The sequence below is a fragment of the Ancylobacter mangrovi genome, assembly GCF_024752355.1.
In the GTDB taxonomy this organism is placed as follows: Bacteria; Pseudomonadota; Alphaproteobacteria; order Rhizobiales; family Xanthobacteraceae; genus Ancylobacter; species Ancylobacter mangrovi.
The window spans coordinates 44,916-59,643 of record NZ_JANTHZ010000012.1; the positions used below are offsets into that span (position 1 = coordinate 44,916).

Consider the following 14,728-nt stretch of genomic DNA (forward strand, 5'->3'; position numbering starts at 1 on the left):
GGCGGTGAACTCCCGCGCCGACCTGCTCGGCGACACGGTGCGCCGTCTCGAGGCGGCGGGCATCGAAAATCCCGGGCGCGAGGCCCGCCACCTGATGCGCGCCGCCCTCGGCCTGTCCGATCTCGATCTCATCGCCCGCGCCGACGCTCCCGTCGCCGGCCCGGATGCCGAGAAGCTGCGCTCATGGACAGACCGCCGGGCGGCGGGCGAGCCGCTGGCGCGGCTGACGGGCACGCGCGAATTCTGGAGCCTCGATTTCGCCCTCTCCCCCGAAACGCTGGTGCCGCGCCCGGAGACCGAGACCCTCATCGAGGCCGCGCTCGACGTCTTCCCGGACCGGGCCGTGCCGCTGCGCCTGCTCGATCTCGGCACCGGCTCGGGGGCGATTCTCGCCGCGCTGCTCGCCGAATACCCGAACGCGACCGGCGTCGGCGTCGACCTGTCGGAGGGTGCGGCGCGGCAGGCGCGGGAGAACCTCGCCCGGCTCGGCTTCGCCCCGCGCGCGGCGGTGCTGGTCGGGCGCTGGGCCGGGGCGCTCGGCGCCCGGTTCGACCTCGTGGTCTCCAACCCGCCCTATATCGCAGGTGCGGAAATCGGCGGGCTCGATATTGCGGTCCGCGCGCACGATCCCCATCTCGCTCTCGATGGCGGACCGGAGGGGCTAGATGCCTACCGCGCCATCGCCGATGCCCTGCCCGGCCTGCTCGTGCCCGGCGGGCGCGCGATACTCGAACTCGGGATTGGACAGGAGGCGGCGGTGGCCGAACTCCTTGCTGCGCGGGGTCTGCCCGCTGACGGCCCCGCCCGGCGCGATCTCGCCGGGATCGCACGCGCACTCGTGACCCTGGCCCGCTGAGTTTATGGGCGGTGCGGCAAAAAAGGGCTTGGAAGGCCGTATCGAACCGATTAGTGTCCTCGACAGGAATCGACCCGAGACATCACCTGGCAGATATGTTCGATCGGCGGTCGCTCTCTTGAGTGATCAGGTCACGTCTGACAGCAGCGCTGGGGCAGCGCGGTTGGTGTCTTTACGGGTGAATGCTTCACAGGTTTGTCGGTGCGGCCTTGGTTGCACGATGAAGCATGGGGTCGGCCCGGCGCGCAGGAAGCGTCGGCCGAATTCTCGGTCGGATGATCGTCGACCGGAATCGAACGCCATCGCAAGGCGGTGGCGGAGCATCCTCAAGGATGCGTTCCCATGGCACGAGGTCCGATGGTCGTCGCGACCAGCGGGACTTGCCGCGGCCACCGGCCCGGCCTGACCCGGTCTGCGACGACATATGGACGACGATTCCGCCGTTCCGGCATCTTCGATGGTAGCCCGTTCCGGGCTTTTTCCGGAGGAGACGAGGACGACGGCTTTTACGGCGATTGACACGCCCGTACCTGCGCCGACCCGGAATGATCCGGCAGGCGCCGTACCGGCACCAGAGACTAGCTCGATGCGAAATAACAATCAGCAGAAGCGTATGCGGGGCCGCAACAACAACCGGCGCAGCCAGAATCCGCTTACGCGCGTCTATGAGTCGAACGGCCCCGATGTGAAGGTGCGCGGTACCGCCCAGACCATCGTCGAGAAGTACCAGCAGCTCGCGCGCGACGCTCAGGCTTCCGGAGACCCGGTGGCGGCTGAGAACTACCTGCAGCACGCCGAGCACTATTATCGCATCATCGCGGCGGTCCAGGCGCAGTTCGGCGTTACGGCGCAGTCCTTCCAGCGCTCGGACGAGGATGACGAGTTCGACGAGAACGAGGAAGCCGGCGGCGGCGACGTCCAGCCCGCCTTCCAGTCCCGCGAGCCGCAGCACCAGCGCGAAGGCAATCAGCGCGAGAACCAGCGCGACTTCTTCCGCGACCGGCGCGACAATCGCGAGCGCGGCGGACACGAGCGCAATCAGGACCGCCGGGACGGGCGCGAGGATCGCGGTCGTGACGAGCGCGGTCGTGACGATCGTGGCCGCGACGAAGGTGGCCGCGAGGAGCGCGCGGCGGGCGAGCAGCGCGGAGGCCGCTGGAACCGCGACAACCGCCCCTATCGCGAGCCGCGCGAGAACAATGGCGAGCCCTATCGCGATCCCGGCCAGCAGCCGCAGCCGCGACTCGGCCCGGAGGTCGAATCCGAGATCGGGCTTCCCGCCTTCATCACCCAGAGCACGGGTGCCGCGAACGGCGCCGGCCCGCACGCGTCGGACGACGGCCAGCCGGCCGCCCGGACCGAGGCGGCGCCCCGCAGCGAGGCTCCCGAGCCGGCCAAGGCCGAGGCCCGCGCCGAACCTGCCGCCGAGGCAGCCCCGGCACCCGCGCCGCGCCGGACCCGCAAGACCGCGGCCGCCGCCGCTCCCGCTCCCGCGCCGGAAGCCCCGGCCGAGGAAGGCGAGGAAGCGGCCCGCGCCCCGCGCACCCGTCGCCGCCGCTACCGCCGCGCCGATGGCGAAGCGGGCGAGGCCACGAACGCCAACGAGCCGGCAGAAGCCGGCGAGTGAGTGGATCACAGGCGCGGCACGCACGCCGTCCCGCGCCTGCCCGCCTCCATCGCGTGAAACGACAAAGGCCCGGCTCAGCCGGGCCTTTTGTTTTGGGAGATATGGGCCCGGCTCAGCCGGGCCTTTTTGCATTCGAGTAGGGCTTGGGCGGTCTCGGCCGGCCTTCTGTTTTCAGGGAGCTAAGGCCCGGTCCAGCCGGTTCTTTTGCTCTCGGAGAGATATGTTCAGCTCGGCCGGACTTCCTCATGTCGGGAGCGTCGCGCCGCTCCCCGGGCCGCGCCTTACAGCCGCAGCCGCACCTCGTCGCCCTGGGCGAGCAGGCCGCCCTGCTCGATCTCGGCGAAGATGCCGCAATCGGTGTGGCCGAAGCTGCGCATCAGCGTGCCCGGCAGGTCCATGTCGCGCCGAGCGGTGGCGGGGTCCACATTGGTGGCGGCGCAGCGAAAGATGCGCTGCGTCACCTTCAGCCGCACATGGTTGCCGACCTCGATCGTGTGGCCGACGAGGTCGAACTCCTCCCACGGCTCGAGGCCCTCGAGATAGAGATTGCCGCGGAAGCGCAGCGGATCGACCGGCGCCCCGACGATCTCGCCCAGCGCCCGGCAGCTCGCCAGGTTGATCAGCGAGACATAGCCCTCCGTCGTGTCGACGAAGCGGAAATTGTCGGGCGCGGGCAGCACCTTCGGCGCGCCGCGCAGCTCGTAACGCGAATAGCGCTGGAAGAACGCCTCGATCGCCGCGCGCCCGGCCTCGGTGTCGAGCTTGCCGCGCGCCACCTCCGCGCCCTCGTGGCGGATGACGAGCTCGTGCGTGGCGTCCTCGAAGCGCGCATCGAGCGCGGCGAGGCGCTCGTTCCGCATCAGCATCAGGAACTTGATCTTGGGCTGGAACGCAGGCGCCTCCGGCACGAAGCCGGACGGCCCGTTCTCGATCGCGTAGAGCCGGTCGCCGGGGAAGTAGCGCCCCGCCTCCAGCTCCACCACCTCCAGCCGCTCGGGCGTCAGCCCCTTCACCGGGTAGCGGTAGAGCGAGGCGATGGTCGCGAACGCGACCGGACCCGCCGGCGTCTCGGCGGGGGCGGGATTCTCGGTCTCCGGGGTCGAATCGTTCATCGGGTTCACCATATAGATTCGGCCATCGCCCGTCAGCGGCGCAGGATGGCGCAGACGCGAGCGTAGCGCCCGGTTGCTGCGCCGCCGCATTTTCCCCTTTTCCTTGCCGGGCGAATCCGTATCAATTCACACATATTTCCGCTCAGGAAATGGCAAGGAGGGGGTTATGCCGCGGCTCTTCACCGCCCTCGAAATTCCGTCGGACATCGCCGAAGGCCTGTCGATGCTGCGTGGCGGCCTGCCCGGCGCGCGCTGGATAAGCCCGGAATTCTACCACGTCACCCTGCGCTTCATCGGCGACGTCGACCACGCCGTCGCCCGCGACGCGGCGGCGGCGCTGGACGAGATCGACCATTTCAGCTTCGAGGTGACGCTGGCTGGCGTCGACCAGTTTGGCAATCACAAGCCGCGCGCCATCTTCGCCGGGGTGAAGGCGAACGAGGCGCTGACCGACCTGCAGGCCGAGCATGAGCGGGCGATGAAGCGCATCGGCCTGCCGCCGGAAGGGCGCAACTTCCGCCCCCATGTCACGCTGGCGCGGCTGCGCGACGTGACGCCCCGGCAGGTGGCGGAATATCTCGCCCTGCGCGGCTATTTCCGCAGCCCCGCCTTCCCGGTCTCGCGCTTCGTGCTGTTTTCCTCGCGCGATTCCGTCGGCGGCGGCCCCTATCGGGTCGAGGCCGCCTACCCGCTGATGTGACGCGCTATTGAACACGCGCGCGCATGTGACCATCTCTTCCCCGAGGAGACGATGATGGCCACGCCTTTCGACGAGACCTTCGACTTCGACGCCGCCACCGGCGATGCCGAGGACAATGAGCGCAAGGTACGCGCCGGCTTCTGGAAGAAGCTCGGCTCCGGCGCCTCGCGCCTGCCCTTCGCCGAGGAGGCGACGGCCGCCTATTACTGCGCGCTCGACAGCGCCACGCCGACCCGTGTGCGGGTGCTTCTGTTCGGCGCGCTCGCCTATTTCCTGCTGCCCACCGACGCCGTTCCGGACCTGTTTCCCGTCCTCGGATTCACCGATGACGCGGCCGTGATCGCGGCGACGCTGAACATGCTGGCGGGCCACGTCACCCCCGCCCACCGGGAAGCGGCACGCGCCGCGCTCGACCGGATCCGCGCCCGCTAAGGGCTCAGCGTCGATTCCCCAGCGTTAACAGGGCGTTCACCATATCGTTGATTTGCCGCCAACACGCCGCCATTTGATCGGCAAAGCGCTTCGTTTGCGGCTCGAAGGGTTCACAGCCGCCGACCGGGCGGATATCCCTGTAGCGGCTTGTCTGGGGAATCGATTGCGCCCGCATGGGGCGAAAACTCAACTTGGGAGAAGAGACCATGGCACGACGCATCGTGCGCGCGGCACTCGCCGGCTTGGTTCTGGCACTCGTAGGCGCAACCGGCGCCAGCGCTCAAGGTGCGCCGAAACTCGTCGGCCAGTTCGGCGACTGGGGTGTCTATGTGGACACCAGCGGCAAGGGCAAGATCTGCTATGCGCTTTCGCAGCCCAAGGCCCGGCTCCCGGCCGGTCTGAACCGCGACCCGGCCTACTTCTTCATCAGCACCCGCACCGCTGAGAACGTGAAGAACGAGGTCAGCGTGGTGGTCGGCTTCCCGCTGAGGGAAGGCACGGACGCCAATATCGACATCGGCGGCACCTCCTTCGATCTCTACACCCGCGACACCGGCGCCTGGGTGCGCAACGTCGCGGAGGAGGCCAAGCTCGTGGACGCCATGAAGCGCGGCAGCGACCTCACCTTCAAGAGCACCTCGTCGCGCGGCAACGTGACCACCGACCGCTATTCGCTGAGCGGCGTCACCGCGGCGATCGACCGCGCCGCGCAGGAATGTCGCTGACGGGCCGGCCCGGCTCGCATTATCATGGCGGGCACGGACGGGAGCGCCGCACGGCGCTTCCGTGGCCTCGTCTGCAGAACCAAGGCCTGCTCGCCCATCCGACACGAGGAGTGACATGCCGGTCGAACTGCGCCTGATCCCCTGCCTCGCGGACAACTACGCCGTGCTCCTGCGCGACCCCGCGACGGAAGCCACGGCCGTGGTGGACGCCCCGGAAGTGGCGCCGATCCTGGCGGCGCTGGAACGCGAGAACTGGGACCTCACCCATATTCTCGTCACCCATCACCACACCGACCACACCGCCGGCATCGAGGCGCTCAAAGCCCGCTTTGGCGCCACCGTGATCGGCCCCGGCGCCGAGCGCGACTCGATCCCCGGCCTCGACTTCACCCTGGTCGACGGCGACCCGGTGGCGGTCGGCGGCCTGGTCGGGCGGGCGATGGAGACGCCGGGCCACACCAAGGGCCACATCGTGTTCCTGTTCGAGGACGAGCGCCTGCTGTTCTCGGGCGACACGCTCTTCGTCATGGGCTGCGGGCGCCCCTTCGAGTGCGATCCGCCGGTGCTGTGGGAATCGCTGCTGCGCCTGCGCGCCCTGCCCGACGACATCAAGGTCTATTGCGGGCACGAATACACGCTCTCCAACGCCCGCTTCGCCGCCAGCGTCGACCCGGACAACGCCGCCCTCGCCGCCCGGCTGAAGGAGGTGGAGGAGCTGCGTGCCGCCGGCAAACCGACCCTGCCGACCACGATCGGCGCGGAGAAGGCGACCAATCCCTTCATGAACGCGGACGATCCCGAGCTCGCCGCCCGCATCGGCCTGCCGGGCGCCGACCCGGGCGCGGTCTTCACCGAGCTGCGCAACCTGAAGAACAGCTTCCGGGGCTGAGCGATGGACCTGTCCGGCCTCACCGCGCGCGAGATCGTGGCCCGCCTCGGCCTCCAGCCGCACCCCGAGGGCGGGCATTTCCGCGAGACCTTCCGCGACGCGCACCGGACGGCGGAGGGGCGCGCGGTGTCGACGGCGATCTATTTTCTGCTCGCGGCGGGAGAGACCTCGCACTGGCACCGCGTCGACGCGGTCGAGATCTGGCACTGGTACGCCGGCGCGCCGCTGGAACTGCTGATCGCCGAGGACCAGGCCGACCCGGCGGTGAACTACCGGCTCGGGCCGGATCTCCTCAACGGGCAGGAACCGCAGCGCGCGGTGCCGCACGGCGCCTGGCAGTCGGCGCGCAGCCTCGGCGAATGGACGCTGGTGGGCTGCACGGTCGCGCCCGGCTTCGAATTCGCCGGCTTCGAGCTCGCCGCACCCGGCTGGTCGCCGGGCTAAGGATCAGCGGCGCGCCAGCAGCGTCGCCACCGCCGCACCGCCGACGATGAGCGCGCAGGCGAGCGCCAGCGACCAGCTCGCCGCGGCGAATCCGGCCGCGATCAGCAGCAGCGTGGACAGCACCGGCGCCGCATAGGAGGCGACGCCGAGCAGGCGGATGTCGCCGCGCTTCATGCCGATGTCCCAGGTGTAGAAGGCGATGCCGACCGGGCCGATGCCGAGCGCCAGCACGGCGAGCCACTCATGCGCGCCGTTCGGCCAGATCGCCGGCTCGAACAGCAGGTGGCACGGCACGGAGAGCACCGCCGTGGCGAGGCAGAAGCCGGCGACGACCTCGGTCGGCACGCTCTCGAAGCGGCGCGAGGCGACCGAATAGACCGACCACACCACCGCGCACACTCCCGCCGCCGCGTAGCCGGGCAAGTAGTCCGGCGAGAAGCCGAGCCCGCCGGCGCGCGCGCCGAGCAGCACGATGGTGCCCGCCAGCCCCATCAGCGCGCCCGCCACATGGGCGACGCGCAGCCGCTCGCCCGGCAGGAAGGCCGAGAGCAGGACGATCAGCAGCGGCCAGAGATAGGCGATCAGCCCGGCCTCGGCCGGCGGGGCGAGCTTCAGCGCCGAGAAATAGAAGAAGTGGTAGCCGAACAGCCCGCCCACCCCGTGCAGCCAGACCGGCCAGGGCTGGCGGAACACGCCAAGCCCGACCCCGCGCATCAGTCCCGCCAGCAGGCCGACCGAGCCGCCGATGGCGAAGGTGAGCGCGGTCAGCAGGAAGGGCGGCACGGCGCCGGTCGCCGAGGTGGCGAGCGCGAGCGTCGACCAGAGCAGGATGGCGGTGAAGCCCGTGAGGGTGGCGGCGTTGCGGGACATGGGATGCGGCTGCGGAAAGGAGCCCCCGCTTAGCCCAATTCGACGGGGCGCGCATCCGCGAAGATGGTCCACCCCGCCCCGCGCAGGCTGGAGACGGGGCCCACCCGCGCCAAGGGCTGGCGTGCGGGCTCACGCCGCCCTCCCCGGCGGCCCGCTGCCCGCGCGCCGCCTCTCAGCGATCCGGCGTCAGCGCCGGCGTCAGCTCATGTACTGGCCGCCATTGGCGCTCAGCGTCGAGCCGGTGATGAAGCCCGCCTCGTCGGCGACCAGGAACACCACGCAGCGCGCGACCTCTTCCGGCTCGCCGAGCCGGCCGGTCGGGATCAGCGGCAGCACCCGCTTCTCCAGCACGTCCTGCGGCATGGCGCGCACCATCTCCGTGCCGATATAGCCCGGGCAGATCGCGTTCACCGTGATGCCCTTGATGGCGTTCTCCTGCGCCAGCGCCTTGGTGAAGCCGATCTCGCCCGCCTTGGCGGCGCAGTAGTTGGTCTGCCCCATCTGGCCCTTCTGGCCGTTGATGGAGGAGATCGTCACGATGCGGCCGAAGCCGCGCTCGCGCATGCCCTCGATCACGTTGCGGCACATGTTGAACACCGAATTGAGGTTGGTGTTGATCACCGAGTGCCACTGCTCGGGGCCCATCTTGTGCAGCATGCCGTCGCGGGTGATGCCGGCATTGTTGACCAACACCTCGACCGGGCCGAGCTGTTCGGTGACCTGCGCGATGCCCGCCTTGCAGGCTTCGAAGTCGGACACGTCCCATTTGAAGGTGGGGATTCCGGTCTCGGCCGAGAAGGCGGCGGCCGCCTCGGCGTTTCCGGCGTAGTTGGCGGCGACGCTGTACCCGGCGGCCTTCAAGGCCTTGCACACGGCCGCCCCGATCCCACGGGTGCCGCCGCTGACCAACGCAACTCGACTCATCTCACGCCCCTCTGGTTTCCGTCCCAAAAGCTACGACGGCTTCTACGTCGTTTTTATTGAGCGACGATACGGGTTTAGTACATAGCCCGCTCGTCTTTTCCCAAGGGAGATACGGCCGCCCCGCTGGCGATAAGGGGCGGCCGGTATTCGTCAGTCGCGCTCTACGCACATGGCGATGCCCATGCCGCCGCCGATGCACAGCGTGGCGAGCGCCTTCTTGGCGTCGCGCTTCTGCATCTCGTAGAGCAGCGTGGTCAGCACGCGCGCGCCGGAGGCGCCGATCGGATGGCCGAGCGCGATCGCCCCGCCATTGACGTTGACCTTGGAGGTGTCCCAGCCGAGGTCCTTGTTGACGGCGCAGGCCTGGGCGGCGAAGGCCTCGTTGGCCTCGATCAGGTCGAGGTCGGCGGCGCTCCAGCCGGCCTTCTCCAGCGCGCGGCGCGAGGCCGGGATCGGCCCGGTGCCCATGATCGAGGGATCGACCCCCGCCTGCGCCCAGGAGACGATGCGCGCCAGCGGCGTCTTGCCGGCGCTGGCGGCCTTGGCGGCGGTCATCAGCACGATGGCGGCGGCGCCGTCATTGATGCCCGAGGCGTTGCCCGCGGTCACCGTGCCGTCCTTGGCGAACGCCGGGCGCAGCTTGGCCATGGCGTCGATCGTGGCGCCGTGGCGGGGATATTCGTCGTCGGCCACCACGATGTCGCCCTTGCGGGTGGAGATGGTCACCGGGGCGATCTCGTCCTTGAAGCGCCCGGACTTCTGCGCCGCCTCGGCCTTGTTCTGCGAGCCGACCGCGAACTCGTCCTGCTGCTCGCGGGTGATCTGCCACTGGCGCGCGACGTTCTCGGCCGTCATGCCCATGTGATATCCGTTGAAGGCGTCCCACAGCCCGTCCTTGATCATGGTGTCGACCATCTCGAGGCTGCCCATCTTGGTGCCGGAGCGCAGATGCGCGCAGTGCGGCGCCTGGCTCATCGATTCCTGGCCGCCGGCGACGACGATCTCGCTATCCCCGTTCATCAGCGCCTGGTAGCCGAGTGCGACCGAGCGCAGGCCCGAACCGCAGAGCTGGTTCACGCCCCAGGCCGGGCTGCCGACCGGAATGCCGGCGGCGATCGACGCCTGACGCGCCGGGTTCTGCCCCTCACCCGCGGTGAGGATCTGCCCCATGATCGTCTCGCTCACCTCGTCGGGCGCGACGCCGGCGCGGTTCAGAGCTTCCTGGATCGCCACCTTGCCCAGCTCGTGGGCCGGCAGAGACGAGAGCGCACCGTTGAAGGCGCCGACCGGCGTGCGCGCCGCGCCGACGATGACAATGTCGTCTTTCATGAATGACGTCCTCCGCTAGGTCGGGCTCGGCGCCTGCCGATCGTCGCCAGGCGCGCCGTTCGCCTCTGAAATGTGCCGTCATCGTTGTTGGCGCAACTGACACATGTCAATGGCGCCGCAGATTCCGCGCCGAATATTGCCCGAAGGGCCGACGCGACGATGTCGTGCGCTGCGTCAGAGCGCCTGCACAATCCTGTAGCCGGGGGATTTGAAACGTCCTAGAGTTTTCAATGGGAAACGAGCAAGGCGACCGGATCACAATGGCAAAATCCAACGAACCCGTCACCATCAAGAAATATGCGAACCGCCGTCTCTACAATACCGGCACCAGCACCTATGTAACGCTGGAAGACCTGGCGCAGATGGTCAAGAACGGTGAGGACTTCGTCGTCTACGACGCCAAATCATCGGAAGACATTACGCATTCGGTACTGACGCAGATCATCTTCGAGCAGGAAGGCAAGGGGCAGAATCTGCTGCCGATCAACTTCCTGCGCCAGATCATCCGTTTTTACGGTGACAGCATGCAGATGCTGGTTCCCCGGTACCTCGACATGTCGATCGAGAATTTCGCCAAGGAGCAGGCCACCCTGCGCGAGCAATTCTCCAAGACCTTCGGAGTCGGCGGCTTCGGGGTGATGGAGGATCAGGTGCGGCGCAACATGGAAATCTTCGACCGCGCCTTCAAGATGTTCCTGCCCAATGGCCGCGGCGAGGAAGCGACGCCCGCCACGCCGGCCGCCGCCGCGGCGGCCAAGCCGGACGATTTCGACGAGCTGAAGCGCCAGGTCGCCGACATGCAGAAGCGCCTCGACAAGCTGGGCGAGACCCCCAAGGAATAGAGGCGGAAGCGGCCGGACGCCGGCAGGCGTCCGGCGGTTCGTTCCGCCGATGGCGACAGGCGCGCGGCAAGGCGGACCGACCGCGTTCGGGCGCCTTCCCTTCCGGCGCGCCGGCCCGCTCAGTTCGCGGGCGGCGGGTTCGGGATCGGGCGCTCGCTGGCGAGCCCGATGAGCTCGCCCTGAAGATAGGTGCAGCCCCAGTCGACGAGCTGCCGGCCTGTGGCCTCGTCGATCACCCATTCGGCGACCGTCTCGATGCCGAGATTGCCGGCGAGCTCCAGCAGCGAGCGCACGAAGTGGCGGTCGTCCGCCGACTGCATCATGGTGCAGATGAAGCTGCCGTCGATCTTCAGATAATCGACGTCGAGCCGGCGCAGGTTGCGGAACGAGGTGTAGCCGGCGCCGAAATCGTCCATCGCCACCTGCGCGCCGAGGCTGTGCAGCCAGTGCACCCGCCGGCGCATCGCCTCGATGTCGGCGATGGTCGCGCTCTCGGTCAGCTCGACGATCACGCGCTCGGCAAGCCCCGCCTGCGCGCCCTCCTCCATCAGCTCCAGCCAGACACCGTCATGGATGGTGGCCGGCGAGACGTTGACCGAGAGTCGCAGCTCGGGATCGTCGGTCAGCGCCGCCAGCGCCAGCTCCAGCGAGCGGCGGTCGAGCAGGCGGGTGAGGCCGAACCGGTCGGCGGCGGGGATGATGGCGGCGCCGTCGAACACCTGCCCGTCGCGCCCGGTGATCCGCACCAGGCATTCATGGAAGGCGATGCGCCGGCTCTTCCCCTCGGCGATCGGCTGGAACGCCAGCGACACCCGCCGGTCGGCCAGCGCGGAGACGATGTCGTCGGCGAAATGCAGGTTGGCGCGCCGCTCCGCCGCGCGGTCGAAGCTCGGCGCGTAGAGCTCGACGCCGCCGCGCACCGCCTCGCGCGCGCTGTGCAGCGCATCCTGGGCGCGGGCGAAGATCTCCTCGACGCTGCGCGCCTGGCGCGGCGCGATCAGCCCGCCCGCGGTGACAGAGGCGGCGACCGCGCCGGCGCTGGTGCGCGGCGGCGTCGCGTTCACCGAGGCGACGATCTGCTCGAGCGCGCCGACGAAGCCGTCCATCGGCCGACCCCTGACGATCAGCCCGAACTTGCTGCCCGAGAAGCGCGCCAGCTCGTCGCTTGGCTCGATCCGCGCGCGCAGGCGCATGAACATGATGTCGATGACTTCGTCGGCGGTGTGGAAGCCATAGGCATCGTTGAGCTGGCCGAGATGGTCGAGCCCGATCAGCGCAAAGCCGAACTCGCCGCCTTCGCCCAGCACGCGGACGAGGTTCTGCTCCAGCAGCGTGGCGAGGCGCTGGCGGTCCGGCTGTACGGCGAGCGCACCTTCCGCACCGTCGCGCACCGGGCGTCCGCTGGAGAGCCGCCGCAGCAGGCCGTCGACCCGCACGAGGCGGCCCTCGGCGTCGAAATGGCCGATGCCGCGATCCTCCACCCACAACCGGCCAAGCTCGGTGTCCGGCGGCAGGTCGAGGCAGTAGCTGGTCTCGAACCGTGCCGCTCCCGGCGAATGCGCAGGCGCCGCGACGTGAGCCGCCTCGAAGCGGCTGGCGCCGGAACCAGTGGCGATCAGCCGCGCGAAGTCGCGCCCGCTGAGCGACCAGGCGAGACGCTCCGGGCCGAGCAGGCCGGCGGCGCAGGAACTCCAGGTGACGCGGTCGTCCTCCAGCGTCCAGCGATAGGCGACGCCTTCCAGCCCGCGCAAGATGTCGGCGACCGTCTCCGGCGGCAGCTCTTCGGTTGGCCCGATTTCGGGCGATCGTGTCTTCTGCCCAGCGGACGGGTTCGGCGAACCATTCTCAGACATGGCGCACCCCGGCTTGGCGCACCCCGGCTTGGCGCACCCCGGCTTGGCGCACCCCGGCTTGGCGCACCCCGGCTTGGCGCACCCCGGCTTGGCGCACCTCTACATGGCGCACCCATGGGCCGGGATCGGGCGGAAGCGTCATGAGCGGGACTCTACATCAACTGGAACGGCGGGGCTCGGGTCGGCGCGAACCAATGGTCAGGTCGTCCGCGCCGCCCGGCAAGTCCGTTTTTCGGGTTACTGGCCCGGCGCTGCCCGCTGCGCCTGTGCGACCATGGCGGTATCGGGATCTTCCGCCGCGCTTGCGGCCGCCTCCCCCTCCGGCGCCGCGGCCGCCGCAGCCTGGGCGGCTTCCTGCGCCGCGTCCGGTGCGCCCGTCGCGGGCACGGGCGGCGCCGTGGCGGCCGCGGCCGGCGTGATGAACTTCGGCAGCGAAAGGGTAAAGCGGTCGAGGCCGTGGAACTGGATTCCCGCCACGTTCACCTCGTCCTTCTTGCGCGCCGCCGCCCCCGCGACCATGCCGCGCAGCTCCGGCGCCATCTCGGCGAGCTGGGTGAACTTGCCGTGGTTGAACCCGTCCTGCGCCTTGACGTCGGTCATGTCGACCACGACGGCGCCCATCTTCACAAGGTCCTCGTCATTGGTATAGGCGCCGAGCCGCGGCTTGCCGCCGGCGATGAAGTCGGACAGGCCGAGCGCCTTGTCGTCGCGCGAGACCACGACGATGAACGGCTTGTGGGGCGCGCGGAAGCGCGCCAGCTGGGTCTTGAACACGTCGACGTCGATGTCGGGCGAGGCCAGGATGATGTTGCCGATCTTGCCCTCCGGCAGCGCCTTGCCGGAAATCGCGATCTGCCGCAGCGCCTCCACCGTCACCCAGTTCCCCATCGAATGGGCGAGGATGCTCACCTGCTCGGCACCGCTGTCGAAGGCGAGGCGAATGGTCTTCTCGAGCTCGTCGCGCGCGGCCGTGGCGCTGTTGCTGTCATAGACATAATCGGCGGTCGAGCCGCGCGAGGCCCAGGTGAACAGCACCGGCACGGCGGGCGACTTCGAATCCTCGGCGAGCTGGGCGAAGCGGTACAGCGCCTCGGAGAACAGCGTGTTGTAGCCGTGGACGAAGATGAAGATGTCCTTGTCGCCCTTGGGCCGCTTGGCGAGCTCGCCCTTCAGGTCGTCGACGAACTGCTGCCCGCTCTGGCGATAGAGCGCGTCGCGCACCACCATGTCGGTGGCGGGATTGGGCAGCGCGCCCTGCTTGGGAAACTCCACCATGCCCGGCTTGTGGGTCGGCGGCACGGTCATGTCGATGCGCGCGAAGCTCAGCTTGTCGGCGCGCTCGCCGCTGTAGAACACGCCGGGCCTCGGATCGGGCTCGCGCGCCGACGCGACGAGGATCACGTGTTCCGTGGTGCCGGGCACGTTGTCCTCGGTCGCCGTCAGCGCATCCGGTCCCGGGCGCCCCGCACAGCCGGCGAGCACGCCGCCGGCCACCACGATCACGCCCACGCGCACCACTAATGCGCGCACCACGACCGCGCCGGCGAAAACCCGCCGGCGACCCCTGACATCGGCCCCGGCAGGGCCCGACCTACTCCCGATACGCAACACGCAGCGTTCCCCCGACCTGGACGTGCCCCGACGTTAGAGACGGGAGTTGTACCACCTCGCGAGGGGGCTGGTAAGCTCCGCGCGTGGCTGACGGTATTCCATGGCTAACAAGGCTTTGCCGCCCGGACGAGCCGTCCCCCATACACGAAAAGGCCGGCTCCGATGTGGAACCAGCCTTGCTCATGTCGCGCTGAAAATGCTCGCGCGGCGACGCGGCCGCGCCGGCGGTCAGGCCTCGGCCTTGACCTTGAGGACCTGGCGGCCCTTGTACATGCCGGTCTTCAGGTCGAGGTGGTGGGGACGGCGCAGCTCGCCGGAATCCTTGTCCTCGATATAGGTCGGCTTGGCGAGCGCGTCGGCGGAACGGCGCATGCCGCGACGCGACGGGCTGGTCTTCTTCTTCGGAACGGCCATGGTCTACTCCTCTGCCGGCAAGACGCGCGCTCCCATGGGGCGGGCCGGCGCCGGATCCTGCGTAATTCGAGTGGCGGCTTATACAGACTCGCGCGCGCGA

The 14,728-nt window shown here is 69.3% G+C and carries 15 protein-coding genes; 8 read left to right on the forward strand and 7 right to left on the reverse strand.

Annotated features, from left to right (window positions below):
- Positions 1-4: 4 nt before the first annotated feature.
- Positions 5-856 (forward strand): peptide chain release factor N(5)-glutamine methyltransferase, encoded by an 852-nt coding sequence (prmC, locus tag NVS89_RS19835; protein ID WP_258734499.1) that lies wholly within the window; start codon positions 5-7, stop codon positions 854-856.
- 424 nt (positions 857-1,280) lie between these two features.
- Positions 1,281-2,483, forward strand: a complete 1,203-nt coding sequence (locus tag NVS89_RS19840) for a DUF4167 domain-containing protein (protein WP_258734500.1) — start codon at positions 1,281-1,283, stop codon at positions 2,481-2,483.
- A gap of 281 nt (positions 2,484-2,764) precedes the next feature.
- Here NVS89_RS19840 and NVS89_RS19845 read toward each other — a convergent pair whose 3' ends face one another.
- Complete coding sequence (locus NVS89_RS19845; RefSeq protein WP_258734501.1) at positions 2,765-3,595, reverse strand: MOSC domain-containing protein; 831 nt, start codon at positions 3,593-3,595, stop codon at positions 2,765-2,767.
- 166 nt (positions 3,596-3,761) lie between these two features.
- Here NVS89_RS19845 and thpR point away from each other — a divergent pair, with 166 nt between their 5' ends.
- From thpR to NVS89_RS19870, 5 genes are all read left to right on the forward strand, one after another.
- Positions 3,762-4,295: an RNA 2',3'-cyclic phosphodiesterase gene (gene thpR, locus NVS89_RS19850; protein WP_258734502.1), complete on the forward strand. Its 534-nt coding sequence runs from the start codon at positions 3,762-3,764 to the stop codon at positions 4,293-4,295.
- Between the two features lie 54 nt (positions 4,296-4,349).
- Positions 4,350-4,727 (forward strand): YkvA family protein, encoded by a 378-nt coding sequence (locus NVS89_RS19855; protein WP_258734503.1) that lies wholly within the window; start codon positions 4,350-4,352, stop codon positions 4,725-4,727.
- Between the two features lie 206 nt (positions 4,728-4,933).
- On the forward strand, positions 4,934-5,452 hold the full coding sequence (locus NVS89_RS19860; protein WP_258734504.1) for an invasion associated locus B family protein: 519 nt from the start codon (positions 4,934-4,936) through the stop codon (positions 5,450-5,452).
- 115 nt (positions 5,453-5,567) lie between these two features.
- Complete coding sequence (gene gloB / locus NVS89_RS19865; RefSeq protein WP_258734505.1) at positions 5,568-6,341, forward strand: hydroxyacylglutathione hydrolase; 774 nt, start codon at positions 5,568-5,570, stop codon at positions 6,339-6,341.
- A 3-nt stretch (positions 6,342-6,344) separates the two neighbouring features.
- Complete coding sequence (locus tag NVS89_RS19870) at positions 6,345-6,785, forward strand: cupin domain-containing protein (protein ID WP_258734506.1); 441 nt, start codon at positions 6,345-6,347, stop codon at positions 6,783-6,785.
- Positions 6,786-6,788: 3 nt separating this feature from the next.
- Here NVS89_RS19870 and yddG read toward each other — a convergent pair whose 3' ends face one another.
- The 3 genes from yddG to NVS89_RS19885 all read right to left on the reverse strand — a co-directional run bounded on the left by yddG (position 6,789) and on the right by NVS89_RS19885 (position 9,908).
- Positions 6,789-7,655 (reverse strand): aromatic amino acid exporter YddG, encoded by an 867-nt coding sequence (gene yddG, locus NVS89_RS19875; protein WP_258734507.1) that lies wholly within the window; start codon positions 7,653-7,655, stop codon positions 6,789-6,791.
- A 198-nt stretch (positions 7,656-7,853) separates the two neighbouring features.
- Positions 7,854-8,579, reverse strand: a complete 726-nt coding sequence (gene phbB, locus NVS89_RS19880; RefSeq protein ID WP_258734508.1) for an acetoacetyl-CoA reductase — start codon at positions 8,577-8,579, stop codon at positions 7,854-7,856.
- Positions 8,580-8,729: 150 nt separating this feature from the next.
- Positions 8,730-9,908: an acetyl-CoA C-acetyltransferase gene (locus tag NVS89_RS19885; protein ID WP_258734509.1), complete on the reverse strand. Its 1,179-nt coding sequence runs from the start codon at positions 9,906-9,908 to the stop codon at positions 8,730-8,732.
- Between the two features lie 260 nt (positions 9,909-10,168).
- Between NVS89_RS19885 and phaR the strand changes: the two genes are divergently transcribed.
- Positions 10,169-10,750 (forward strand): polyhydroxyalkanoate synthesis repressor PhaR, encoded by a 582-nt coding sequence (phaR, locus tag NVS89_RS19890; RefSeq protein ID WP_258734510.1) that lies wholly within the window; start codon positions 10,169-10,171, stop codon positions 10,748-10,750.
- A 119-nt stretch (positions 10,751-10,869) separates the two neighbouring features.
- Here the strand turns inward: phaR and NVS89_RS19895 are convergent, their stop codons facing one another.
- The 3 genes from NVS89_RS19895 to rpmF form a co-directional block, all read right to left on the reverse strand.
- The gene (locus NVS89_RS19895) at positions 10,870-12,603 is read right to left on the reverse strand and encodes a GGDEF and EAL domain-containing protein (protein WP_258734511.1); all 1,734 of its coding nucleotides are present in this window, start codon (positions 12,601-12,603) and stop codon (positions 10,870-10,872) included.
- Between the two features lie 237 nt (positions 12,604-12,840).
- Complete coding sequence (locus NVS89_RS19900; RefSeq protein WP_258734512.1) at positions 12,841-14,136, reverse strand: alpha/beta hydrolase; 1,296 nt, start codon at positions 14,134-14,136, stop codon at positions 12,841-12,843.
- A 306-nt stretch (positions 14,137-14,442) separates the two neighbouring features.
- Positions 14,443-14,628 (reverse strand): 50S ribosomal protein L32, encoded by a 186-nt coding sequence (gene rpmF / locus NVS89_RS19905; protein WP_018387408.1) that lies wholly within the window; start codon positions 14,626-14,628, stop codon positions 14,443-14,445.
- Positions 14,629-14,728 lie beyond the last annotated feature (100 nt).

Coding starts and splice junctions, on each gene's coding strand:
- NVS89_RS19845 (WP_258734501.1), bottom strand. CDS start 3,595: ATGAACGATTCGACCCCGGAGACCGAGAATCCCGCCCCCGCCGAGACG.
- phaR (WP_258734510.1), top strand. CDS start 10,169: ATGGCAAAATCCAACGAACCCGTCACCATCAAGAAATATGCGAACCGC.
- NVS89_RS19840 (WP_258734500.1), top strand. CDS start 1,281: ATGGACGACGATTCCGCCGTTCCGGCATCTTCGATGGTAGCCCGTTCC.
- yddG (WP_258734507.1), bottom strand. CDS start 7,655: ATGTCCCGCAACGCCGCCACCCTCACGGGCTTCACCGCCATCCTGCTC.
- NVS89_RS19895 (WP_258734511.1), bottom strand. CDS start 12,603: ATGTCTGAGAATGGTTCGCCGAACCCGTCCGCTGGGCAGAAGACACGA.
- NVS89_RS19855 (WP_258734503.1), top strand. CDS start 4,350: ATGGCCACGCCTTTCGACGAGACCTTCGACTTCGACGCCGCCACCGGC.
- NVS89_RS19870 (WP_258734506.1), top strand. CDS start 6,345: ATGGACCTGTCCGGCCTCACCGCGCGCGAGATCGTGGCCCGCCTCGGC.
- NVS89_RS19860 (WP_258734504.1), top strand. CDS start 4,934: ATGGCACGACGCATCGTGCGCGCGGCACTCGCCGGCTTGGTTCTGGCA.
- NVS89_RS19885 (WP_258734509.1), bottom strand. CDS start 9,908: ATGAAAGACGACATTGTCATCGTCGGCGCGGCGCGCACGCCGGTCGGC.
- gloB (WP_258734505.1), top strand. CDS start 5,568: ATGCCGGTCGAACTGCGCCTGATCCCCTGCCTCGCGGACAACTACGCC.
- rpmF (WP_018387408.1), bottom strand. CDS start 14,628: ATGGCCGTTCCGAAGAAGAAGACCAGCCCGTCGCGTCGCGGCATGCGC.
- phbB (WP_258734508.1), bottom strand. CDS start 8,579: ATGAGTCGAGTTGCGTTGGTCAGCGGCGGCACCCGTGGGATCGGGGCG.
- thpR (WP_258734502.1), top strand. CDS start 3,762: ATGCCGCGGCTCTTCACCGCCCTCGAAATTCCGTCGGACATCGCCGAA.